Source organism: Aureliella helgolandensis, assembly GCF_007752135.1.
Lineage (GTDB): Bacteria > Planctomycetota > Planctomycetia > Pirellulales > Pirellulaceae > Aureliella > Aureliella helgolandensis.
The window spans coordinates 6,119,782-6,146,530 of the sequence record NZ_CP036298.1; the positions used below are offsets into that span (position 1 = coordinate 6,119,782).

The 26,749-nt window shown below is 54.7% G+C and carries 1 protein-coding gene; it reads right to left on the reverse strand.

Annotation, left to right across the window (positions count from 1 at the left end; genetic code table 11):
* Positions 1–24 precede the first annotated feature (24 nt).
* The gene (locus tag Q31a_RS21580) at positions 25–26,457 is read right to left on the reverse strand and encodes a LamG-like jellyroll fold domain-containing protein (protein WP_145082467.1); all 26,433 of its coding nucleotides are present in this window, start codon (positions 26,455–26,457) and stop codon (positions 25–27) included.
* Between the last annotated feature and the right edge of the window lie 292 nt (positions 26,458–26,749).

The following is a 26,749-nucleotide window of genomic DNA, read 5'->3' on the forward strand; positions in this document are numbered from 1 at the left end:
TATGGTTGTAATTAGAGTTTGGCTTTAGTCGTCCAGCAAATCTTTGAGTTCCGCACTGAGTTGCACTCCGTTTCGATATTGAGCCAATCCAACATCAGTACCGTCGACGGTTTGGCTGCCATCAACGTCACCGTCCAGGTTGGCTCCCGACTGACCAGATTGGCTGTTGATCAGTGCGACATCCGCAGCGTTGACTTCGGCATCGCCATTGGCATCGCCCAGGATTCGATAGAATCCGAAGAGTCCGTCCACGGCATCGGCGAAGCTGCCGTTACCGTCGACATCGACCAAAACGCGATAGAATCCGTCGCCGTCTGGCGAATATACGTTGTCTGTCAGTCCGTTGGCTCCAAAGTCCAGCTTCAGTCGAGTGCCGTCCTTGACGACGTCGAAGTCGGTTACCGCACTACCGGTGCCAGCGGTAACATTCGTTGCGTTCAGACCAAAGCGCTCGACCGCGACTCGCCCCGCAGCCAGTAGATCACTGAGTCCAGCGTCTGTATTGAAGAGTATGTCTAGGTTGCGGATGTAAGAGCGCTCGGCAGCCCCCTGTTGCACGTCAATTCCCGTGGCTCTCAAACCGACATCTGCAAAAGTGGCCGTGACCGACACGTCGTCGATCCGTTTGGGAGCCGCCTCGATGTTGCTGGCCGAATCTCGACCGATGCTGAAGAAGCGATACGTGTGCTGTTGACCGTCCGTTCTACCTTGGTAGCTGATGGAAGCCGAGTAATCACCGTTGCCGTCTTTCACGCCGGCACCAGAAGAACCGACTCGTTGTGCCACACCGCCGTCCACGGAAACGAACGTGTCAAAGAAGACCAACAAACCGCCACCGCTATCCTGCCCCGTCAACTTAATGTTGAACAGCCCCGTCGCAGTATGAACCGCACTGACTACGTTCGTTGCAGGTGGGTTGAAGTCGCCCACGCTGATCTGAGTGTCGGAGCCCGATTTGGATTCTACGTTGCCCGCCTTATCGACGGCAATGCTGCGGAAGAAGTAGTTGTGATTGCTGGTCGCGATAAACTCCGTCGTCAACGCATCTGGACTCAGTGTTGCAAATAGTTGGAACTCGCCTGCATCCTGGGCTACGTACAGACGATACTCTTTGATGCCGCTAATGTCGTTCGCATCACTTCCGCTGACGGTGATCGAAAAGACGAGGTCATTCGCATTGGCTGGCAATGCGACAACACCGCTGGTCGGTGCACCTGAGACTAAGACATTGATGACTTGATCGATGAATAGCCCAACTGCGTCCGTCGTCCGCACAACGATCGACTGAGTACCAATAGCGAGATTGCCAGGGTTCGACACCACCAAGTTTGTACCACTGATACCAAACGCTCCGCTAGGATCACCGATAAGTACGTACGTGTGGGTGTCGTTTTGGTCGGGATCGAGAGTTGTGAAGCCACCGACCAGCGTATCGGTAGTCAAGATCCTCTGGTTGGATAGCGTCAAATTGGTCGGAGCTTCGTTGGTGCCGTCGATCGTGACGGTAACGTGGGCCGTGCTGGTGGCACCCACTGCGTCGCTGATGGTGTAGCTAAACGAATCGGTGGCCAAAACGCCGAGCGGCAAGTAGTCGAATTTCCCGTTGGGATCGTAGGCATAGGTGCCATCCGCGTTGACTTGTAGCAGTGCACCCGATGGCAGAAGACTTATCTGCTTGCCCACGGAGTCCGCATTGCCTTCGATAGCGGTAACGGTGAATTGATCCGGAGAGACTTTCCCGGTAATCGGATCGATGGACACGTCTACGTCCGAGTCATTCCCTAGCAAACTGTCGCGGCCACTATCAAAATTGACATTGGCAGCAATTCCTGCCGGCGCGTCGTCCACAGCCAGCGGTGCATCGTTGACTCCGTGAATGGTGACGGTCAACGTCGACTGAACGCTGGTCGTGCCATCGCTGACAGACTGCGTGAAGCTGTCGGTGAGCGTCTTACCTTCTCGTAGTGCGAGTACAGCGGAGTTGGCCAAATTTGGTTGGTAGGCTACCATTCCATCCGACTGCCATGTGAGCGTGCCGTACACTCCGGTCGCGGGTTTAGTGATGCTCGCGTTGACTTGAGCAAGCGTCAACACATTTCCGTTATCCACATCGGAGTCGTTGACTAACAGGTTTAGGGAGGATGACGATACCTCGTTGGCTAGCACAGAAATCGCGTCGGCCTTGGTCACGGGAGCGTCATTGACGCCTGTTACGCTGAGGGAGGCAGTCGCCGTGGACGAGCCGCCGGCTTCATCGCTGACCGTATAGCTGAAACTGTCATTGGCCGATATCTGAATCGCAGACCCCGTACTGGCCAGTGCGTCCAACGGCGCACTGTCGCTCGGATCGTAAGTAACACTGCCGTCTGCGTTGAGGGTCAGCTTGGCACCCAACAGAGAGAAGGCTGATACGGCAGTGATGGTCTTCGTATCCAGCGTGCCCGCATCGGTGTCGTTCGCTAGGAATAGTGCAGCAGCATAAGTCTTCGGCGTTTCCTCGTTGGTAGTCGCCAGCTCGTCGGGTTTAGCTTGCGGAGCTACGTTCAGAACGGTGACCGAGACGTTCTGCACGCGAGTAGCGATGCCGTCGGAGATGCTGACGATCGCCTTGTACACTCCATCCGTCTTCCCAAGGCTGTCTTGGAGATAAGTGTGGCTGGCGCTGAACATTCCATCTGCCGCAGTGGGGGCCGAAGGACTCGTATCATCGCCCCAATCGATCGAGACAATGTGTGCATCGTCAATGCCTTGATCGTGATAGCTGCCAGTCAGGGTGATTTCCGAATTTTCATTGCCTACCAAGTTATTGACGACCAACGTCGGCTTGGCGTTGTAAACGGTGACATTGGCAGCCGGCGCGGCGCGAACAAAATCGGTAGCGAGTAGCTTGTCTGTCACCACGGCTGAAATCGTGATACTTCCGTCATTAGTCGGCGTGTAGCCAAACGAATCCGTGGTCGAACTGATATCGACGACCCCATTGACGCTCCACTCGATCGTGCGAGTGGCTGCATTGTCGAGTGCGGGGAGGCCAGCCAGAGAGAACACGAGCTGATCCCCTTCGACGCTGTCGGCCGGTGAGACAATCGAGATGGGCGCGTCGGCATCCACATGAAAAGAGAATGCTTCGGTATTGCTGCTGTCGATCGTAGTTGGTGTTCCCGTGCCCTTTTTGAACGAGTCGGTTATGGTGAGCGTGGCTGCATAGTCGCCGGGCTCGACCGGCAAGAACGCCAGCTCGCGGGCGGCCGCCGCATCAGCGGTCAGCGGTATCGCAGCACCGTTGCGAGTTACCGACCACAGATAGGTCCGCGTGACGGTTTGATCCGTACCACGCAGCAAACCGGCCGGAGCAACAGGGCTGGACTGGTCCGCGTTGAGCCGCACGACGCTACCTTCAACCAGTGGCGTGGGATTTGGATTGTCGTCCGAAGCCACAAACTGCGTGTCGAGGGCAACCTTCACGACGGGTAGGATCGTCAACGCGGCCATAGTAGTTGGCAGAGACGCCGCACCGTCGGAATCCGTAACCGTCAATAAGACTTCGTAATGTCCTGCATAGCTCGGCACGAATTCAAAATCTTTTGCGTCCGATGTCAAAATCGGATCGCCGTTGTCGTTGGTGACTTCCCACAGGTAAGACAGTTTGTCCTGCGAGCCTGGGTCGACAAAACTCGTCGAATTGTAGGCAAACGTCTCGCCGACAAAATCACCACCGTCAATGGACAGGCTGAACGCCGCGACGTTTTGCGAAGGAGCCACGTTGAGTACGTTGAAGGTTGTCTCCGACTCGGCAAACCCACCGTCACCATCCGAGGCTGTGACAGTCAGCGTGTACTTGCCGTTATCGACCAGCTTGAGCGGACTAGCGGCAGCGGTTGCATAGTCGTCGGTCCAAATTCCATTTCGAAGCGGATCAGCGACTCCTAACACCGTTATGGATTTAAGAGTGCCCGATGGACGGTAACTATTATCAAAATTGGACTTCAGGAAATGAATAATCGCGTTCGGTCCGTCGAAGACTGCATTGTCATCAACGTCGACGTATGAGAACTGCGAAACACCATCTACGAAGGCTTCGAAGAGTTTGCTATTCCCATCGCGACGGATCGTAAGCTGGTGAAAAGTGTTTTCGGGAAGTGCGCTGTTTGGGCCATGGAGAGAAAAGGTAGCGCCATAGCCATAAAAGTACAGCGATCCATTGCGGCTGTAAATGCCATCAGACTCCTGGAGGTTATTGAAATCGATCAGCTTCACATCGCTGTTATTTAGATCGGTCTTAAACTCCATTTGGATCTCGTACGTCTCAGGATCGACCGCACCACTGAGGCTGGGCCCTTGTCCCTCTCCGAAGACGTATCCCGTCGAAGTGATCGATCCTTCGCCGACCAGGGGGGGACCGCCATGAGTATCGGACAAAGATGTATTGAGCAGATACTCGTGCTGCACGACCAGATTTGAAGGAAACGGTACCGTCGCATCGAGCCCCAGTGGCCCACGATCGGCGATCAACGTGCCTGCCCCTTCATCGAATGGCATGTAGAGCCGCAGTGTGCTGTCACGCGTATCGATCTGCCCCAGCAGCACCTTCTTCAGGTCTGTTGAATTCAAGGCACGATTCCAAATCGCCAGCTCATCCAGCTTGCCAACGAAGGCAGTCCCCGGATCGCCCCCCCCGCCAACGAAAGATTGCGATTGACCGACAATCAATCCTCCAGCATCGACGTGCAGCGGCGATTGGTTGCTCAGATCTTGTTTACCTTTCGGGTCGCCGTCGACAAACAGCTCTGCCTCGCCCGTTTTCAAATTGCGGGAAATCGCGATGTGGTGGTAGCTGCCGTCGGCGAGGTTTGGCAGTCCGCTCCAAGTGACCGTTTGCCCGTTGGATGTCAACTGTAGTTCGTTCGGGTCGAGCAACTCGATCACGAATTCATTGAGTTGCGAAGAGTTTGCGACACTCAAGATGACTTGGCGGCTGATTTCGCTCGTCTTCGCCCAGAAGGTGGTTGTCAGATTGGTAGCTCCATCGAGAGCACGCTTGGATAGTGCGAGCGCGTCGTTGTTGAACTCAATTGCGTTGTGAACGAGGCTAGTCTGAATGCCGAGCGGGTCTGTGACGGTGACGGTAGAAACTAGATTGGCTATATCGGCGGCATTTCCATCGGTGACTGTGATCGTGCCACCGCTTCCTGCCACGCCGTCAATGTGTACTGGCAATTGAAAGTTCGAGCCAAGCACCGGCGTACCGACCGAGAGTGTTTGGCCTTCGTAGATCGCGACCCCAGCCTGAGCTGGGTCAAAGCTCGGCACCGATGGTATGAGTGGTGCGACATTCGTTTCCGGAGTGACCAGGATTGGGAACTTGAAATTTCTGACGTTCGCAACACCAATTCCGAGACTCGAAGCCGTCAAGTCAATGGGCGATGACGATCCACTGGCTGAGACGTCTCCAGTGACCGTCCAGGGGACAGACGAATCAGACTTCCAGCTTGCGCTATGGATTGTCCCATTGTAATCATTGGGACCTAAATCAGCGGCCTTCGAACCTGTACCTTCATCGAGCGGCCAGTAACCGATCAGCCCAGAACTGCTAGCTGCGGGGTTGTTCGCGACAACCTTTGCCAAATCACTGGCAGATAGAACGCGATTCCAAACGGCAACATCATTGACCGATCCATGGTACTGTTCAGTTGTGGTCGAATTGTTAGCTGTTCTTGCTCCGATCGCAAAACCGGTAGTGGTCGTCACTACAGGGCTACTGCCTGCCACAGTACCGGCTGCTACTCCATTGAGGTAGAATTGCACACCGTTGTTGGGTAACATCGTGACGGCGATGTGCGACCACTGGTTCAGCGGCAGCGTGGAGGTACTGGAATAGTCTTGAAGACCGACTCGACCAAAGTGAATTTCATTATTGAACAATCCCAATTTCCAGCCGCCAGTTGACTTCGATGCAATTACTTGTTGATACGCATAAAGAGAACTAGGCTTCACCCAAGCCGATACTGTAAAGCCGTTTGTAAGATTCCCTAATGCTTGTGATGTTCCCAAGTCAACAAACTGATTGTCGGCAAAGCCTAACGTCTTTATCGCGAACGGCAAGTTAACGGTGTCGCCCTGTTGAAAAGCCAAATCCGTGTCAGCGGGCAATACGCCCGTCGGCAACGCCAGCCTATCGAGATCCAATTTTCTCAGCGTATCAAGAGTCGAAGTCGAAACCGGATCGACATTGGTGCCTGCAAGTTCTAGGCTCGTCAGCTTGTTCAGGCTTCCTAGTGGCGTGATATCCGTCACGGTTGGACTATTGGTCAAGTCGAGTGTCTCGAGCCTTGGATTGCCGACGGATTCTCCCGTCTCTGACATCCTCGGAATCAACGTATTCAGATCGATAAGGCTGTCGCTCGTGGCGCGAGTAAGTGTTGGCGGGTGAGCGCCTTCTCTACTGCTGATGGTAATGTCAAACGGACTGTCCCCAACCTGATTGACACTCCTTAGCAGGATGCCGTTGTTAGAGGCGGGATAGTCAATCCAGCGGTTAACAACACTACTAGGAATTGCGAAGTCCACAAACTTACCGAGGGTAGAATCGCTAAGCCTTTTCTGGTCGAGGTGGGTGGGATCAACGATTCCGTTGGGACCGCCCCCTTGGATCGTGCCCCACAGCGTGCTTTCGTCCCAAGTGGCCTTGGATTCCACTACTTGAACATCCTGATAACCGCTTATGATTGAAGTGTGATAGATCGTCAGTGTTACGTTATCGGTGACTCGATCCCAGGTTGAAACATCAAATTTGAGAAACGCAGAACTTCTGTATCCGCCGGTGCCAAGAATCAAGAGGGTTGGAGAAGCACCAAAATTTTGACCTTGAGCCGATTCCAGGAGAAACGTATCTAGCACTGGCGCGAGAGCTACAGGTGCCGCGTCTCTCGATAAATCCAACGTCTTGAGATGGGTGGCTTGCTCGATTCCGGTTAGGTCAATCGCTGTTGCAGAAGCCAATGTTTGAATCTGATTTACCTGGGTAGCGCGCAATACAGCCGACTGGTCTCCAATTCCGAGCGTTGTGTTGATAGCCGCTCGCAATGACCTACTCGGTACGTCCACAATCGGATCGAGCACGGGCTCCAGACTGTTAAACGTCAGCTCGGATATCGCGGGAGCGGTACTGCTCTCAAAGGTCTCTCGATCGCGGATCTCGGTTGGCTCGGCCACGTAGGTGTCCGTGCCACTGTCGCCAAAGATGCGATCGATGCCTTGATTGCCAACGAGTGTATCATTGCCATCACCGCCGTGAATCACATCGCGGTCTGGATGGGAGCTGGTCTCGTGGGTCTGCCCGCGAATAGGGGCATCGAATTCAATGTTGATCGATTGCGGTGTGCTGCCCCCAATGACCCGCAGGTAGTACGTGCCTGCTTCCAGCGTTCGCAAGTCAAAGATGTTTAGCGAAGCATGCGCGCGTCGATCAACCACCCCACCAAGTGCGTCCGTCAATTCGATGGCAACATTGCCATGGACCTGAATCGCATTGCCCGCTTTGCCGTCACCGAGAGTTGTAAATTGGAACCAGCGATCTTGGTTGGCTGTAATCTCGTACGGCTCGCCTCCCTCGTTGAACAATTCTGGTCGCCCAGTGCCGCGATCGACAACAAACGAACCACTCCCTGCGACCGAAAAATTCTCTAGGACATCGTAGCTAGCCGGTAAAGAAATCCGCCCGCGCGAACCGTAGATGGCGTAGACTTGGCCAGCTTCGGTGCGGCCATTTTGGTTGGTGGCTAAACCGGCGGGAATGACAAGATCGTCGATGCCATCGGCGTTGAGATCGATCCCAGGGGCTATGAGGGCACCACCCAAGGCGTCGAACGAGGAGATTCGCTCGGGTGCAAAAATTCCTGAGCCATAGGTTCCGTTCTTGCCACCTTTGCTATCCAACGCGACGGTGCCCGTAGCCTCATCGAACTTGTACCAGTTGGCGAGAGTTGATTCGTCCCCAATGATACCGGTTGTGGAAACTTGACTGATCTCCTCTGAGGTTAATACAGTCGACCAGATCGCGAAATTGTCGAGTCCACCATAGTAGGCCTCGGCAGGATTCAAGCCGCTATTGACTCCGGCCTGATCTTGCCCCAGCTGCAATCCACCGGACGAAATATGGATGGCAGCTGCACCAATGTTTTTAGTCCCGCGCGAAACTCCGTCAACGAACAGTTCGATTTTCTGATGTGCACTATCGATCGTGACGGCGAAGTCATGGAGCCGATCGCTCGAGTTGGGTATGGACCAATTTGGAAAGTCACCGTTGAGAATAACGCCCACGGTGGTTGGCGAAGTAAAGCCGACCCACAAACCATGTCCGTTTGGTGAAGTGCTCCAACCATCGAGGATTGCTGCATATTGATGCCCACTCTTAAAGGAGGACTTGGCGGAAAACGTTAGAGTCTGATTCAGCTTGCCGTTGAGTACCTCGTACGGCAAACTGACGGAGTCGTTGTCGAAGTTGAGGTACTTGTCCGACGTTGCAAATTGCCCTGAGAAGGGAACGGTAACATTAGCATTGGACAACGAAACGGTCGCTCCCTGCGATGCGATCGAATAGATCACTTTGACGGCATCGTTGTCGCCAGCGCTGGCCTGGACGACTGCCAAATCCATGACGCCATCGCCATTGAAGTCGCCAGCCATCGGGAACAGGAAGTCACCAGCGATCGAGATATTTGCAGACGCTGTGAACAATTGCGACAAGTATTGTGAACCGTAGTAGATTTCAATCTTGTCGGCGCGAACCACGGCCAAATCGTCGAAACCATCGTTGTTTAAGTCGCCCAATCCTACAATCCGAGCGGTCGCGGTGCCCAAAGCTCCTGTATACTGTGTCGTATTGATGGTCAGTTCACTCTTATCAGCGAACGCCACGTCGTCGACACCGTCGCCATCAATGTCTCCCACGGGCTGAGCCGCGAAGCCGGTCCCCGCTGTCAACCCTTTGGATGACGGTACAAAGTTCAGAATCGTGTTACTAACAGTTACCGCACCCGCAGCCAACTGTGTTCCCGAGAAGACATAGCCCGCGTTACTACCGCCAGTGAATATCTCCGGAGCCGAAACAAGCAGATCCGCATATTTGTCAGCGTTGTAGTGCAATATCGAAAGAGTCGATGCGGGCGTAGCCAGCAACTCTATGTTGTTGAAAGCGATATTTCGGCTGTTGGAAGTCGTGAGTTGATTGTCGACGAATGATTGATTCCAATTGCGAGGCCAAAGACCAAGTCCGCCTAAAGGCAGATCAAACTGTTGTCCGCCAAATACAACGCGAGCCAGCGTGGTTGCCGAAGAGCCGACGCCAGACTCTAGAATGAAAGCCAAATCGGCATAGCCATCGCCATTGATATCACCTTGCCCACTGGCGGGGCGTCCGAGCGCCGTATTGTCAATAACGATATTGGCAACATCCGACACCTTGCTCAGATCATCCAAATCCACAGGGCCAAACAGCACATAGCTCTTGGTTGCGCCCGTGGCCATGTAGTCTTCCAAGCCGTCTGCGTTGAAGTCGCCAATCGGATTGAGAGACGAAAGCTGTTCACTTTGGTCGACGCCTTCAAGGCCAAGAATATCTGACTGAAAATTCGCAACGGTACGGAGTGGTGCTTGGTACAGATTTTGAATTTCGTCGGTCGTCAATGGACGGTCGTAAATATAAACCTCGTCGAGCTGCTCAGCGAACTGGTTATTGCTTGCCAAATTCCCGATATACTTCAGCGTATCACGTCCTGGACGGTCAGCCGTTCCAACGAGTTTTGCGTCGAGGTAATAGTCGATAGCACCGTCGTGTCGGACGGCAGTGAGCTGGTGCCATTGGTTGGCATAGTCCGACGGAACCAAGTCAAAATTGCTATCGCGGAAACCACCGCTGTATGTTGTGTACATCCCGAGATTGTTCGTTCCGCCGTTGATTGTCACAAAATTGTTAAAACCACGAGCGTCGTTGAAGAGTACGTTTTCAGCCGATGTATCGATGATATTTTTGAACCAAGCCGAGACTGTCCACTCTGTTCCCGCAGTAAAGCTTGCTTTGTCGATTTGAACGACCGACGATTGACCACTAAACACTGCCGCACCGCCGGAAACACCGGACGCTCCATAGCTAACATTAGGTGTTAGTGCTGTGTTTCCGTTGCCTGTGTCGTCCAAGCCGAGATTGGACGCAGTGTCGAATGAGTAATGAAGCAATGGGTCGGCGGGAGCCTCAACCAACGAAACTAAGCTTGCACCTTTGCGAGGCGCAAGCAATTTACTCTGATACGGCTTCGCCAATGCGGACTCATAGGCTTCAGAAGGAAAACTATTGTTACCGAGCTCCGCCGGTAATACCGACTGATATGGGTAAGCGAGATAAGCTGAATCAACAGGCGCGTTGCCGAATACAGTGTCATCGCCGCTGCCAGCATCAATCTTGTCACTTCCCAATCCACCAACCACATAATCAATTCCGGCACCACCGTTGATGTTGTCCGCGTAGGCACCGCCAAACAGGGCATCGTTACCATCGCCACCATCGATTCGTAGCGACGATTCCGGCGCTCCCTGTTCCCGATCACCAAGATCAATGCCCCATTCTTCATAGAGATCGGGATGTGTTGCTCCAATTAAGCTCGTGTCAGGGCCTAGCGCAAAGCTGCTTTGGACTTGTGCCTTCGTCAGTACACGATTGTAAATCCGAAACTCGTCGATCTTTCCATTGAAATTCGGAAGATTGGAAAAACTTGATCGACCGAGCCAATTGTTTACGTCACCAAGTTCAGCCAAAGTCGTGAAGGTGGGTGATTCAACGGCGCGAATACCGTCAATGTAGATCTCGACAGATCCGTCAGCGCCTGCTACGGGTGTTGGATCGCTCGAATAATTAACCAGCACGTGATGCTTCGTGCCGGGCGTCAGGGCTGCTGGCGTTTGCACAAAATTCGGACCAGCGCTGCCTCGGTGAACTACTTCTACGGCTTGGTGCAGACTTGCGTCCGCTCCCACAAAGACTCGAATATTGTCGGCGCGAGGTTCGTTTGTCGGGCTGACATAGTTAGCCAATGGGTCAGAATGATAGGAAGTGATGCGGTAGCGTCCCGCTGGTAGCGATGCGAAACTGGTGCGTATCACGCCGTTATTGGTACCAAAAAAGTCTACGCCTAATTTGGTAAGTGGCTGCGCGTTCGACCCGCCTCGATCGCGAGAAGATAGTCCCCCAACAGCTACGCCAAATTGATCAACCGCCGAAATCGCAAAATCGAATGTATCGCCGGTTGTCGCCACAAGGCCAGGATTCGAGAGCTGGTTGGCAACAACAGCCCCCGGTTCCGCCATTCCGCCTGATGCTTGCACATCAATCAGTGCGTACGGCTCGAACGATCCGGAGTTGTCCTTTTCAATTCGAATTCCGCTCAAAGCAAATGAGCTCGAAAGCGTTGACGTTCGCCCGTCGAAAACGATGTCAAGATTACCCGTACCCGGCACGTCCACGGAAAACTGAGCTTGGGTCGATTCGACGTCCTGAGTCGTTATAGGACGCGCGTATATACTGTGATTAAACCGGTCTATTGCTGTTGCGTCGCCAGAAGCACCTGTAAATACGTAGGGTGCGTCTACATCAAGGGAGACATTGATATTGCCACTAAAGGTTCCTCCGGGTGCTTGAATTTCTCCCGATGTTGACGATCCAAAATCGAATAAACGACTACCTTGTACCAATTCATCCGTAGTGACCCACATCTCGAATGCTGCATCTTTCAATCCAGATACCAGCCCGTTGGGAAGATCCACGTAGCCTGATGTGGCCGAGTCCCCACCGCGCAGGTTGACAATGCCGCCGCCCAGAGCGGTTTCGACGGTTCCACCGATGTCGCCGCGCAGAACTCCATTCGCCCCACCAACCGAATCGGTGATGATGGCTCCGTCACCACCGTTGCCATCGAAGCTATAGCGGTGAATCAGCGGCGAATTGATCGGCAGGAATTTGAACTCGGGGTCGGCATGAAACACGTCATCGCCATCGTTGGTGACGATCTCCGTGTTTTCAACATCGCGAGTTTGATAGTACAGATACTCCTGTTCGTATACCTCGCGTCCCAGGTAGTCTGTAGTGGTCACGAATTCTTGCTTGCCAATGTCCCATATTAGGCTGGTGAATTCATAGCGGTGTAGTCCCGTGTTGTAACGCATGGCAGCGTAGTCGGGGACGGGCAAGCCGCGACGGTCGAGATCGCCGCCGAGGAACAATACGCGGTCGGTACCATCGCCGCCGATGAATTGATCGCTCTGTGTCGAAATGTACGTCTGAGAGGCAGGATCAAAATTGGTATTGGGTTGATTGCCCAACAGTGGCAGTGCGTCGGGGATGATCTGGAAGGTGTCATCGCCATCGCCGCCGAAGAGCAAGTCGCTGGCACCACGATCCTTGCCACCGGTGAGGACATCATTCCCTGGGCCGCCAAAGATCCAGTCCTCGCCGGGGCCGCCTTGCAAAATGTCGTCGCCGTCGCCACCGAGGATCACATCGCGGCGCTCGGAATCTGCGCGAAGTGACATCTCGATCTGTGGGTAGGTCGATGGTAGCGCGCCGCCGTCGAGATCGAATCGCAGGTCGTATAGCGTGGGGACCGTATTGCTGGTGATTCGCAGATAGTACGTTTCATTTGCATTGTCTAACGCAGACAAATTCGTGAGCTTGGCCGAGTCACCCGTCGGAGTGAAGTTTGGTGGTGGAGAAGGGACTTGGAGCAGCGGTACTTCACCAGCCTTCGGTCCAGTCAGCAGGTCAATTTGAGCGGCTGTAAAAATCTCGAGCTTCAAGTCGTCAATCGGCGAGCCGCTGGCCGTGCTGATGGAACCAAGCACGCTGCCCGCATTGGCCAAGGTGAACGCATACCAATCGACATCGTTCGGACTATCGATCGAAAGTCCGTTGAACTGCACCACTCCGCCAACTAATGGCTTGCCATCGAAGGATGCGTCGACGCCGTCCACGGGGGCGAGCAGATGGAAGGCCTGTTGCGGCACGTCATTGCGACTACGTGGATTGGTGCTGTTTGGATCGGAACTGCCGGTCGAACTCTCCGATTTGTCGACCAGGATGGAATTCCCGCCACGGATAGTGACGGTATCGTCCCCGTCACCGGCGTCGATCCAGACCGATTTTTGCACGGTGGGGCCAATTGTAATCTTGTCGTTGCCACCCAAGGCGTCAATCAAGATCACCGAGAAGTCACCCTCTGGGGGCAACAATTTTGCAATCAATTCGCTTCTAGTGATCCCCGCTTCTACGGCAGCCGCAGCTTGGGCCAAGGCATCGCCGCGCTGGTCTGGATTCGTGACCGCGCGCAGTTGATCCATTTTGAACTGCAAATCATCGGTATTCCAAACCGGATTGCCTTTCTCGTCAGTAGCACTGAAATCCAAGCGAACTTGAGCCGCAAAGCTGAAATTGCCCCCGTTTTCTGTCAGGCGCGTGATCAAATGGTGATCGGCCAGTAGGCCGGGCTCGGTGACAAAGTCTACGTTGATTTGGTCCGCTGCATTGGTGCCGCCGATATACCAAACTTGATCCGACTCCTTGGCGTATTCCTTCCAAGCATCCCCCGCGTCGCCGCCATCCATCGATTCGAACGTGCTGCCGTCAGCGCGATACAACTCATCCGAGCCACCGTTGCCGTACATGAAGTCGACGGTGGTGCCACCGAACAGATCGTCGCTCCGCTCGCTACCCAACATACGGTTCAAGCCCGTGGTCTCTTGGATGCGAGCCGCACGAACCGGGCCAACTGGAACATTATCGTCTGGATCGAAGATGCCATTGTCGTTCAAGTCGCCGTCGTCGTTGAAGAGATTTCCGTCCGTGTCTACGAAGACACCGAAACCACGATCCGGGTAGTTTGCCGAAGTGCCAGGAGGAACGAGGGCGGGCTGCGGATCAAAGCTCCAAGCGTACAAACGGTTCGTACCTTGGCCGCCGATCAGGTCATCGTTGCCTTGACCAGCGTATAGGATGTCTTCGTCGAGAGTCGAACCACCACCACCGTCACCCCACAGCCGATCGTCGCCGCCAAAACCCCAGATAGTATCGTCGCCGATGCCACCGTCTAAACGATCGCGTCCATCGGATCCGATGAGTTTGTCGTTGCCGCTGTTGCCATCAAACACGGCGACCCAATCACGCGAACGATTTGCCAGTGCGGAGAGATCGAGTGGGCCAAACCCAACTGGAATGTTTACCGACGCCAGAGCGCCAGCAGCCAGAGCATCTTTGGTCACAAAGCCCAGCGTATCGTTCCCAGCCAATCCAGAAATACGGAATTGTTCGACTGCCGGTTTGCCTGTACTGTCAACGATGTTGAACGGCATGAGATGTCCGTTGACAAGCACCGTGCTCTTCTTATCGACTTGGCCCAGCAGGATTGTATCGTTGCCGGTAGTACCATCGATGACAAGAATGTCGGTCGCGTTATCGTCGGGTGTATCCCCCTTAGCCACGTTACCGTAGTGCCCGTCGATGGTGTCAGCACCTGGATCGAGATGTCCATCATTACCAAGGTGCGTGGACAACACGAACATGTCGATACCACTACCGCCATATTGCGTGTCGCTCCCCTGTTGGCCATCGATGTAATCGGTGCCAAGCCCGCCCCAAATCGTGTCGTTGCCTCCACCGCCGTAGAGTTGATCTTCTCCGCTACCGCCGACGATGATGTCATCGGCACCATCGACGTCAGCTTCTGTGCCGAGCCCAGCTAGGCTGTGGGGGCGATAGTTCGGGCCAACCAATTCATCCCCGGCGATGAACTCATTGCCGCTACCGCCATCGAAAACCTCCTGGCGCGCATTGCCATGCAAGTAATCTCCGCCAGCACCGCCGAAGAGTTGATCACCATCGTAGTCGTTCTGCGCTCGGTACTCAGTCAGAGAGCTCATCTCCGGTGCATAGGCATACAGTGTGTCTCGCCCATCGCCACCAACCAATCGTTGCCCTTTTTGGATAGCATGGGCAGGGTTCGCATCTCCGGCCGGAGCGGTACCTGCTTCGCCGTATAGGCGATCATCGTCGTCATCGCCGTAGACTTGATCGATCCCTGGGCCACCTTTCACTAGGTCGTCGCCAGCACCACCGCGCACTACATCGTCGCCATCGCCACCCTCGACGACTAGGTCTGCACCGGAACCGGCATCTACGTAGTCCACGCCCGCTCCGCCGCGCAGTACGTCAACGTCGACCCCGCCGAACATTACGTCATTGCCATCGCCACCGTCGAGAGTGTCACGACCGTCACCAACGTCTCCATCGCGCGAGAGGCCACCGACGATCGCGGGTGTGATGTTAATAGCTGGCGTATAGCCCGTGGGATAAAGCGCCTCCCAAGTGGCAAACTCGGGGGGTAGCGTGAAGTCGTCGGTTCCGAGTCGATAGTTGCTACGCAAACCAATGGCCAAGCCACCGAACATGACGTCGTTGTCGAGTCCACCGTCGAGCGTGTCATCGCCCAACATTCCGACTAGCCAGTCATCACCCGCTTCCCCCTTGAGCGAATCGATGCCACTGCCGCCGGTGGCATCGTCGTTCCCGGCGCCTGCCTCGACGGTATTGTCACCGTTACCAGTAAAGATGATATCTCGTCCAGCACCGGTGGTGATCGTATCGTTGCCGTCAAAGCCTGAGAGATTCAAGGACGAATTGACTGGCGATGCACTGACGAAGTTGATCGTGCCATCATCGCCTAAGACATAGTTGTTTCCTGCGCCAGCAGCGATGGTAACATTGCCGACTCCCGGCACCGCCACGACCCTTGCTACTCCCGATGTGATCGTATCGTTGCCGCCACCGCCGATAATCGCATCAATGCCTCCGCCGGTCGTAATCTTGTCGTCGCCCGCCTGAATGGACAAGTCGCTGAAGGCTCGGGTGGGCAGACCATTGAGCAACTGCACCGTACCGCGATCGCCAATGATCACGTTGCGTCCACCGGAGTCGGTGATGGTGTCGCTACCATTGCCGCCGATGACGACATCGTTGCCACTGCCGACCGTCAGAATATCGTTGCCACCACTCGGTGTCTGCTTACTCTGTATCGCGACGACTTGACCGCCCGACAGCGTCAACAGGACTTGGTCGCCCGCGACAAAGTTATTGCCATTTCCGGTCGTAACCCGATCGTCGCCAGAGCCTGGCAAGATGATGTTGTTGCCATCGCCTGCTGTGATCGTATCGTTATCGGCGAAGTCTTCGAGGGTTCGAATCGACGCGGTAGTCGCCAGGATCGGCAAGAAGCCGCCGCTGGTGGGCAGTATCTCGGCGGTGTCACCAATCAGCAGATTGTTACCCGCTTTGCCATCGATCTTATCCGCACCACCACCGCCGATAATACGATTGCCCGAAGCATTGCCGGTCAACGTATCGCCAGCCGTTCCGCCGGTTATATTCTCAATCCCCGCCACGGTCCCCACGACGGTCTCTGTCTGATTATTCGTACCCGTGGTCAAATTGACCGTGATGGGAGTACTCCACTGACTGTAGTCGAGGTGATCAAAATTGCCTCCACCGCCATCGAGCTTTCCATTTAAACCGGCCAAGGGTTCGACTACAAAATGGTCGATGAAGTCGTTGCTACCGCCACCCGTCAGATTTTCAACGCTATCGAAATCAACAATCAAGCTCTGATTGCTGTCGACGACTCGGCCACGATTGAGTCCTTGTATCGTGGCAGTTAGTGAAGTCAATTTTCCGGAGAGATCGACATGGTCAGCTCCTGCTGAACCAAGTAGCTTACCCGTGAGTGAGCCATTGGCGGCTACCGAGAACTTGTCGGCCTGATTGCCGCCGGTCAGGTTTTCAAAGCTGCTGAATTGAAAGTTGTTATCGATCGAGCCGCTATTGATGCCGTTGATCGACCAATTGGCAACGGAGTTGGCACCGATCAGCAGGTCCGTGCTTGCTGTGCCACCTTTGACATTTTCGATATGTGAGAACGAGGCGATCAGCGGGGCTGTCGAGGCGGCTCGATTGACGGTGACTGGTTGCGAGACGGACGAGTAGTCGAGCGTATCGGTACCGGCCCCCCCATCGATCGCGCCAGTTAGACTTCCGCCGGCGAAAACAAAACGGTCGTCAGGAGCACCGCCCGTTAGATTCTCGAAGCGCGAGAATTGGAGCAGCCCGTTGATATTTCCTGAGCCCACGCCTCCGATCGTCCAGTTGTTCACACTCCCTGTACCGACGACGGCGGTCGAGACCAACGTATCGACGCCCGAGCCGGCGGCGATGATTTCGATTCCCGAAACGGGAGCGCCCCCCACGCCTTTCACTTCGTTGCTTCCACTGGTCACGGACAGACTACCCAGGGTGGCGTTAAGATTGCTGGTGACGGCGCTGAAGTCGAACTTGTCGCTCGTACCCCCAGCATCGACGATCGTATCCACTCCCCAATTGTCTTCGAACAGGTAGGTATCGTTGGCTGCACCAGAGGTCAGCACGTCGTCTCCAGAACCCCCTGCAAACGTATTGCGTCCACTGCCACCGGTGAGTGTGTCGGCACCGGCACCGCCAATGAGAGTTACGGGTAGCGTAACGCTTGGATCGACGATGAGTGAATCGTTGCCGCCGCCGCCATCAAAATAGATCGACTGAACGCCGCTGAATGTCTTGCGCAGTTTGACGGTCGCCCCGTTTACGGGGAGATCGTAGGTGACTTGAATAGCGCCATCGGAGATCTGAGTGACCGCGAACGACTCGGCGTCATTTCCATCGGCACCGGAGGCTAGAGCGCTGGCGTTGGGTCCAGCGTTGAGGACCAGCCTGTTGTCGGATCCCAGCGTGGCGATATTGATACTATCGGTGCAGGTATAGTTAAAGTTCAGCAGATTGATGTCGACGATCGGGATCGAGCCACTGATAGCGAAGATGCTTACGCCGACGGACCAATCAATTTTCACTTCAGCACTGACGCTACCGTGAGCGTCAAATACGCAGACTCCTGGGATATTCGGCGATGACTTCAGCACGGCCAGGCTGGCGAGTTCATCGAGGTAGAGCTTGCCATCGCCGTCGATATCATTCCAGTTGAAGGCCAGATCGGCTTGCGCGCCCCCTACCAGATAGACACTCGCGAGTCCTACGTCGACACCTACGCCCGCGTTCACAGAGAGTGAGAAAGCGACTTCATCAATGTCATTGCCCGTAGAAACCTGCGCGCGATCACCGAAGTACAAACCGTCGAGGAAATTGCCCGTATCGGAAATACCGCGAGTATCGAAGCCGATCGAGAAATCGAGTTTGGCGTCGAGGCTACCACCGACTTTGGCAAAGACAGGTGGGAGTGGGATGAGCGGCCCGAATCGGGCGCTGAACGGCAGACTGAGGTCCAGCGTGGGGATGTCCCATTGGATGATGTCGGCCGTTTCACCGGTAAAGAGCTTGAAGATGTTGCTCGGATCGGACAGCAAGGGGATCTTGAGGCCGTAACCCCCATCGTCTGCCGAGCGATTGAGCTTTTTGAGCGTCGACATTGTGTTCTTGGCCTTGTCGCCCGAGCTGCCTGCTGTGCCAATTTTGTTAAACACATCATTCGAGATCTTGCCATTAGCACCACCTACGGCGGCGGGTGCTTTCACATGTGTCTTAGGATCGGTAACGTCTACCTTGTTGGCCGTGTAGCTATAGCTGGCAACAATCGCTCCGACTTGGGCCTTGAGGAATTTGATCGTCGTGATTGGATTCTTACTTGCGTCTCTTCCGTAGATGACATCGTAGTCTTTGCTGTTGACGATCACGCCACCGGCTTTGATCGAAACGCTCCCCGCGCGAGACGCATGCGCAAGCCCAACTGTATGGCCAACGGCGGGATTGCTTCCCAATGATTCACTGGGGACCGGAGTTGGCGTGCCGGTGAGTTGGAAATCACCGAAGTTGATAATCAATCCATCTGCGTCGGCAAACTTCTTGATGGTATCTACCGCACCCAAGATTTTATCTAAGGTATCGAGTACTTTCTTAGCTTTGGCAACTTGGCTACTCGAGCCGCCGGCGAAAGCTCCTAGATCGAGGAAGGTGATCGCGGGTCCACCCGTTTTGGTCGACAGATCGCTAAAGCCAGGCACTTCAGCTCGCAGGAAGTCGATCACTGGGCGCACTGGCTCGATGTACTTCTCGAAGATACCAAAGGCGGGACCTGCGATCGATTCAAAGAAGCTGCCAAGATCGAGCGATACGTCGTGAAAGGCCATGTCGGGCAAGCCACCGACGAAACCAGCGGTCGTCGTGTAGGAAAGCCCCCAGTCTACGGTCAGGTCCGCACTCAATTTAGGAAGGGACGATGCGTCGGTATCAGCCGACAAGGCCATGTCCACGTAGGCTTCCGTACGAATGCCTGCCGAGAATATCGAGCCACTCTTTAAGTCGCCAAGCGTCAGGCGATTGCTCTCCGTTGTACTACCATCCGGCTTGTTGAAATCCAGGAAGATTTGGCCCTTGAGGCCCGTGCCGCGCGACAGTCTGCCGTCGCCATTCAGATCGCTTTCAGTCAGCAGATCATTCATGTCGCCGTCGCGATTGTAGTCGATCTGGTCGAGCACCTCGTTCAGCTTGGGACCTTGCGGCAGTTTGGTAGCCGGATCGATACCGGTCAGACCATTGTTGAGAATGCCGTCGCGATTGTAATCCTCCAATTTATTGGTTTGCGCATTGAGATTCAGGAAGAACAGCTCGCCGTTGAGCTTGGTTCCGTTCTTCAGATTGACTTCAGCGTTGAGCAGGATCTCCGGCGTACCGCCGCTACCGTCCGAGAAGCCGGCTGTATCGAATTTCGTATTGGGATTCAACTGAAAGAAGAAGCCGTCGCGGAGGTTGATGCCGAAGCCGAAATTAAAGTCGTAGTCCCAAGCGAGCTCGACACCACCGCTGGTGTTGAATTCAAAGGCGACCGCATCGAGTCCTAGATCGAAATTGGCGTCGATTTCGTCGCGGCCCTTCAGATGCAGATTGATCGAGAACTCCATTTCGTTGATCTTCGCCGAGGAAAACGGCGTGATCGAAACTTCCACGTCGCGGCTGTCGGCTTTTTCATTCGCATTGTCAACACTTGGGTCATCGTGGAACAGCGGATTGAGCTCGAGCATTTTCGCACCCGCAGGACCGAGCGCACCGTAGATCAACGTCTGAATCTCGCCGACCAGTTTGTCTACGCTCTCATCGGTAGAATTGACGAGCGTCTCAAATTGATCGACCATGGCTTGAAGCTTACCCACAAAGCTAGCGCTGAGATCGACGCCGTCACCGATCAACGGCAGGGCGGTCAACAGATCTGAGGTCATACCAGATTCGATGACGTTCAGAACCGTCCGCGTGCCCGAGATCAACTGATCCAGGCTCATACTGCTCAAATCGGTCAAGCTATTGAGATAGTTGTTGACTCCCGTCGTGAGATTGGAGTAGTCGATCGTGGGAGTGCCACCGCTGATCGCATTGCTCAAGTCGTAATTAACTTGGATCGCGTCAGCGATGTTGGTACCCGCCAGCGAGGCGTCGAGGTCGGCGTTGACCTCGCCATCGAGGTTGAACGCGAATGTGTTCTTGAGGCCGCCGTCCTTTAGTTGACGAATGGGAATGGCACCAATCGTATTGCCATCGGTGGGCGTGGCCGATTTTACCGACACGCCAATACTGGCTGACGAATCCGGATCACCGACCTTGCCCAGCGTGGCCGTACCAGTCAATCCAGCTTGAAACCCACCGATTCCAGCGCTTACGCCTACGTTAGAATTGATTTTGGCCGTGATCGCGAAATTAGTCGTATCAAACACATAGGGTGTTAGCGATGCGAAATTGTAGCCCAGATCGAGGTTGATATCTCCACCGAAGATAATGTTGATATTCCCATCGGAGCCGATCGAAAGTGGTCCGAAGTCGCCGAGTGACAAATCGAAGCCGACGTTCTTGGTTACTTCTGGTTTGATATCCAGGTGCAGCTTTAACGTGGCTTGAAATCCGGGCTTGACGCTATCTGCGTCAATGAATTCAACGCCAACTTTTCCATCTGGCAAGCCTAGTTTGTCTTGCAGTAGAGTTGTGAGAAAGTCGCTGAGATTATCCGTTGAAACAACACCGCCGGTCATCTGGTCAATAAGGCCGGTCAGAGCACTGACATCGACATTGTCTGCGGTCAACTCGTCGAGGGTCGATTTCAGATTGAGCAGCGACGCTACCAATCCGTTCGACTTGAGGAATTCGCCCGTTTGCACTTCGTCCGTTGTATTGGCAACACCCTCGATTGTCGTTTCCAATTGCAGTATTAAACCCGATTCGCTGGAGGAATCGAGTGTTACATTGCCGAGCGATTTGTCGAACGTGAATTCGTACGGACCGCCCGCGTTGCCCGTCACCGTGACTTTGCCGAGCAGTCCAGGGGCGGCTGTGAGAGCCGCTTGTATGTCCAGCGCCGTGGCTTCGCTGGACAACACTCCCGTCGTGTAGGAATTCGCCGCCCCATCGGTCAACCGCAACGTGAACGTCTGAACTGGATCAACATTGCGCGACATTCCCGAAAATGCCGTCGTCAATTTGGCGAGCTGTTCTGGCGTTGCGTCCACCAGGTCGATTGCCGCTTTGAATTGGTCGCGCAGTCCCTTAATCGCATCGATGTCAGCACCGGCCAGCAACTTCTCCGAGGCCGCGAGGAGCCCATCTGTAAAGCCCAGCAAATCATTGGGCGACTGGTTGATCAGGGGGATATCCGTATTGAGTCCCGCAATGTCGCTATCGCGCAGCATGTCGACCGCTAGACGCAGCATGCCTGCCAAGTCTCCGAGCGAAAGACTTTTGAAATCGCCGATCAATTCGGCGACGTTGGGTGCAGCAATGGCGAAGTCGGGTCGATTGTTGGTACCCTGTGCTAGCGTCAAGGTGATATTTGGTGACTCGGTAGTTATAAAACTAGGGAGTTTGAGCGGCAGAGTCGCTTGGCCGCCGTAGGTAAAGGTAGGTGTTATGCCCGCCAGCGCGGACTTGAAGCCGCTTTGCCCAAAATCACTCAATCTAAGCAAGCCATCTGAATCGCCATTGTCGGGGAGCGATAGCATGGCATCGATCGAAAAGCCAGTCGTACTACCGTCGCCGAACTTGCCACCCTCGATACCCAAATCGAGCAACCCCAGCGAGGCAGTGAGATCGATATTGTTGGCGAGAATCGTCGCTTTGACGGAAACCTTACTACCGTCGGTATCGATGAAGAATTGATCCGCCACCGACCCGCGCAGCAGGTGCTCTCCTTCAATAGTGGTCGAATCATCGTAGTCGGAGGTCAGGTCAGAGTCCACGTCCAGCGTGGCACCCAAGATGCCAAGCCCGCCTGCGGCCGAGCTGGTTCCAAAGGAACTCTTAGCCGCCGCGATGCTCATGCGTTTTTCATCAACGGGCGTGGTCAGGTCAACGATTTGTAAACGGTCATCAACTAGGTTTACGGCAATTTTTCCAGCGAATGGAGCTTGAATCTTCGACTGCACATCGCCGATGGTCTGAGCACCGTCGAGAGCAATAGAGTGCTGGCTGCCATCGGCCAAAGTGATGTCCAAGTCCGCTTCATTGCTAACTTGCCCCGCCGTGAAGCCGAACGCGACTGCCGTGCCGGCAAGAATCGACAATTGATTGATCGAGTCGTCTTCGGCGATCAAGATCAGTTTGTCGCCGTTCATGGTCGCTCGAATCGGCTGCTCAGCATCCTTCAGAGCGTCGCCGATATCAAAGGCTAGATCTTCGGCCGAGACATTGTCTGACAACGCGCCTGCTGTCAATGTGACATTGACGTTTTCAGGCGTGGCGACACCGAAACGATGGATCGCGAACTTTAAGTCGAGCGGTCCTGGGGCTGAAATGCCGGGCACCGCGCTGCCTGTGACGGCAACTTGGATCGCAATCCCCTTGCCACCGTTGAGCGAAGTCAGTGGCGTGGCTGGAGTCAACGACTCGCCCGCCGCAGCTCGATTGAGATCGAGGCCCACTTTCAAGTTCAGACCGGCCTTCGCTTCGAAGGTCGCATCGGTGCCTCCAGCTAGGTTCAGATCGGCGAAGCCCAAGTTGATGGCTTGGGAGAAATCCAGATCGATCGACTTCGAGTATATTTTATTGAGATCCAACCCGAATGTAATACGTTTGTGCGCACTGTCGTAAACCAACGACGTGCTTGTGGACGTGTCATTTAGAATCGGTAAGACTTCGTTTAGTACAGCGACCAAGTCCTGCACGTTGGCAACTCGCAGTTTCGCTGTCGCGACTTGTGAAACACCCAGTCCCAGTACACTGTTGGCCGGATTGACATCTTCGGCTTGCGTTGCACTCAGTCCAAGGCTTGATCCGCCGGAGACCGAGAGTGATTGCGTAGTACTATCGAGTGCAGCGAGTCGAATGTGGCCATCGACGGCTTGGGCGACGATCAAATCGCTCAGCAGCGATCCATCACCGATGTCGACCGCCATGGCTGTGTTCAAATCTCGCACCAAATTGGCGAGTGTGGCATTCGACGTGATAGCCCCGGCCGGTAGTGTTACTGCTACACTCTGCGGGTCGTTGCTATTCTTCGTCTCGATCGTGAAATTCAGCTTCACATCTTGACCGATGCGACCACTGCTGGGTGCTGGCGCTGAGCCAGTGATTTGCAGTGTACTAACGCTAAATGCACTGCCAGCAGATTGGTTCTTCAGACGTATGGATAGCTTGTTAGCGTTCCCATCGGTGCCAGTTGCTCGCACCGCTTCGACTTTGTCCCCCACTCCAGCATTCACCAGTGCTTGGTTGATGTCGTCGTACAGGTCGTTGATCGTTAAATTGTCGCTCGTAGCGGCAGCATGTAGCGTTACCAATACGGGGTCGTTGTCTGCGATGCGTAGCACGAAACTGGCGTCGCTAGTCAATACGCCCGTCGTTGCCGAAATCTCGTGCTCGCCTTGCAACTGCGCCTTGTCGAATAGCTGGCTCGCCAAATTCTCGGTTTGATCTAGAAAACCGGCGACCGAACTGATGGAATCCTTCACGAACGGAATACCACCGGGAACATCTAGCTTACTCATCACGGAGTCGATGGAGTCACCGAGCTGAATAACCATCGACAGCACGTCGGCGGGTGACAGGTCCGAGAAGTCCTCGAACGTAGCAACTCCAGCGACGACAGTACCACTGGTCGACAACCCATTCAGGGTTGAGAAGTCACTGAAGCTTTGCGAGCCAGCAGTGCTAACGTTGATCTTCCCTGTCGTGCCGGCTAGATCGGGCGTCAGCGACAATCCAGGAATGTTGTAGGTGCCGCTAACAACCGCAGGCTTGAAAAAGGCATAGTTGTCGGGCGCGAGCTGGCTGATCGTTGTACCACCAATGTTTTCAATGCTCGCACCAATGGTCGTGTCAAACATGACGCCGCTGTTGGCACTCGACTCCTGCAGAACCGCTTTCATGAATCCCAGCGAGCCTACGATCGTTGGATCATCCAGTGTGGCGGAAAGTTTAATGCTCACTTCATGTGCTGCATCACTTTTGATTCGCAGGCGATCTCCGCTTGCCGTGGCGGGATTGAGGTCCACTTCCAGAGGCAGTTTGAACGTCGGAGCGGCATGCAGCGTGAAATCGCCCGATTCGTCAAACTTCAAACCATCCAGCGGCCCTTTAGCCCCAGGCAAAGCCCCAGCCTCGGTCAGGTCCAGACGCACGGGAATGTCCAAAACTGTTGGTGAAAACGTCGACGTCAGCGAGAGGGTCGTGCCGCTGAGTGTGATAGCCGTCATGGTGATCCCCAGCGGCCCAGCAAGATCACTCAGGACTTGCCCCAGAGTTGGATCGGATTCGCTCTGCTGATATCGCTCCAAGGCAGCCCGCAGCGAGTCGCCGAAGAGAGTTGTGTCTGTTGCCGAATCGAGCGCAGGACCGCCGTACAAATCATGCTTGCCACCCACGTTGAACGAGAACGATGGGTTGGTGGTGTCCGGTGTATCGCCGCGCGAGGCAGGATAACTCAAAGTCACCGTTCTGCCTCTGACTGCGACAACGGTAGCGCTAAAATGCTCTCCGGTGGTGGCTAGAAAACGCGCTGAATTGCCGATCGCAATGCCTTGCTTGGCAACATCTTTGTTCAGGGTCACTGTGAATTGATTAGATTGGTCTACGACGACTGGCGAAGTGACATCTGTTACTTGTGCTCCGCTGAACTGGCGCGTTGCCCCCGACGCAGCTAGCACTTCGGCCAGGCTGCGATTGACCAGCGGCAGTTTCGTCGCAAGCTGTGGATGGTTGATGACCGCGTCATCGATCCAATCTGCCAATTTGCCCAGTCCGTCAATCAGTGGCTTGCCCGAGACATTGAGATCGAGCGAGGTCAAGTTGCTGAGCGGATCCAATAGGATTGGCGAGGTGTCCAGCACGTTCGTGTCCGTGAACTTTGCTCTGGCATCGGCGATCGTGGTGCCGAATAGCTGCGGGTCGTCAAACGGCAAGTCGATATTGAGCGGATTGGAAGCAGCCGGTGTTACCAGAATGCGATCGGCCAGCGGCCCCGCGCCAGGCATGCTGATATTGACATCCGCGCCGACCGAGTACTCGGTTGCTACAATATTACCCGTTACGACGCCATCGCCGATCGAATAGTCGAGGGTTTTTCCGGCTGCGTCAATAGAGGTAGCTATCGCAAAATTGTCGAGATTGAAGTAGGGGTTGACCCCTTCAGGAACCTTCATATCCACGCCAAATTTCAGGTCGATATCTGCTGTCGTGTGCTGAGTTACTTGAACACCCGAGTTGAAATCAACATGCAAGTCATTCCACGCTTGGCCCAGGCCACTTAGATCTGGCGTGACGAGCGTGTCTGCATCGGCGGCTACTAGGATTTGAAACTGGAGCTTGCCTGCAGCATCGCTTCCACCGATAACGCTCAGAGCGGGCGTACTACCACGGCCAACGAACCCACCGTCGACGCCAACGTCAATCTGTGTTTGGATGGCATCGCGCAGTCCCCAAGCTGTGGGATTCAAGCCTGTATTGCTAGAGTCAAAACGTGGACTGGACGCATCAAAGGCAGAAAAGTAGTCTGTCGCCACCTGTTCAAACTGAATGAAGTCGCCCCAGTCGCGATCGACGCTACCGTCGGCCGAGTCGAGCAGATCGTTCAGGCTGCGTCCTGTGCCTGGAATGTCTTGATTGAGAGTCGAATTGAAGGCCAGCGAACTGGCGGCCTGGTCGAGCGAACCGAGAAGCGACAGGAGCTGGTCCTGAATCGGGGCTGTCAGCGAAGAGTCTATGAGCGCGGGAGCCTCCCCTTCTGCAGACAGACCATCGACCGCCAGCACTCGGCGATCTTCGAGGGACTCCATCTGCATCAGCCGCTTGCGGAATTCGTTTCGTTTTCGGCGACTGGCGGAAGACAGGGCGGCACGCTTTTTAGCAGTCATGACTATGCTCATGGGGGGGAGGCGAAGTGGACCAGTCGCTGCGGAGGGAAAGTCGATAGAAAACGCGAGGTCCCGCCAATAGCAGCTATTACTTAGACCTCCCAGAACAACCTGCCTGTCGCCCAATAAACTGCTCAAAAAATGGATTTGCACTAAAGTTTGTGATGTGGTGCCAAGCAGCCTGCACCAAATTGCCGCAGGCCTGTCAGTGTTTGGCTGCCTCAGTTGGCCCGCCAGACAAGCCGCCAGATAAAAAGAGATTGGCGAGTTGGCGACATTCGTGCCGGAGTTG

Bases quoted from the DNA above. Each gene is read 5' to 3' on its own strand.
- Q31a_RS21580 (WP_145082467.1), bottom strand. From the start codon at position 26,457: ATGACTGCTAAAAAGCGTGCCGCCCTGTCTTCCGCCAGTCGCCGAAAA.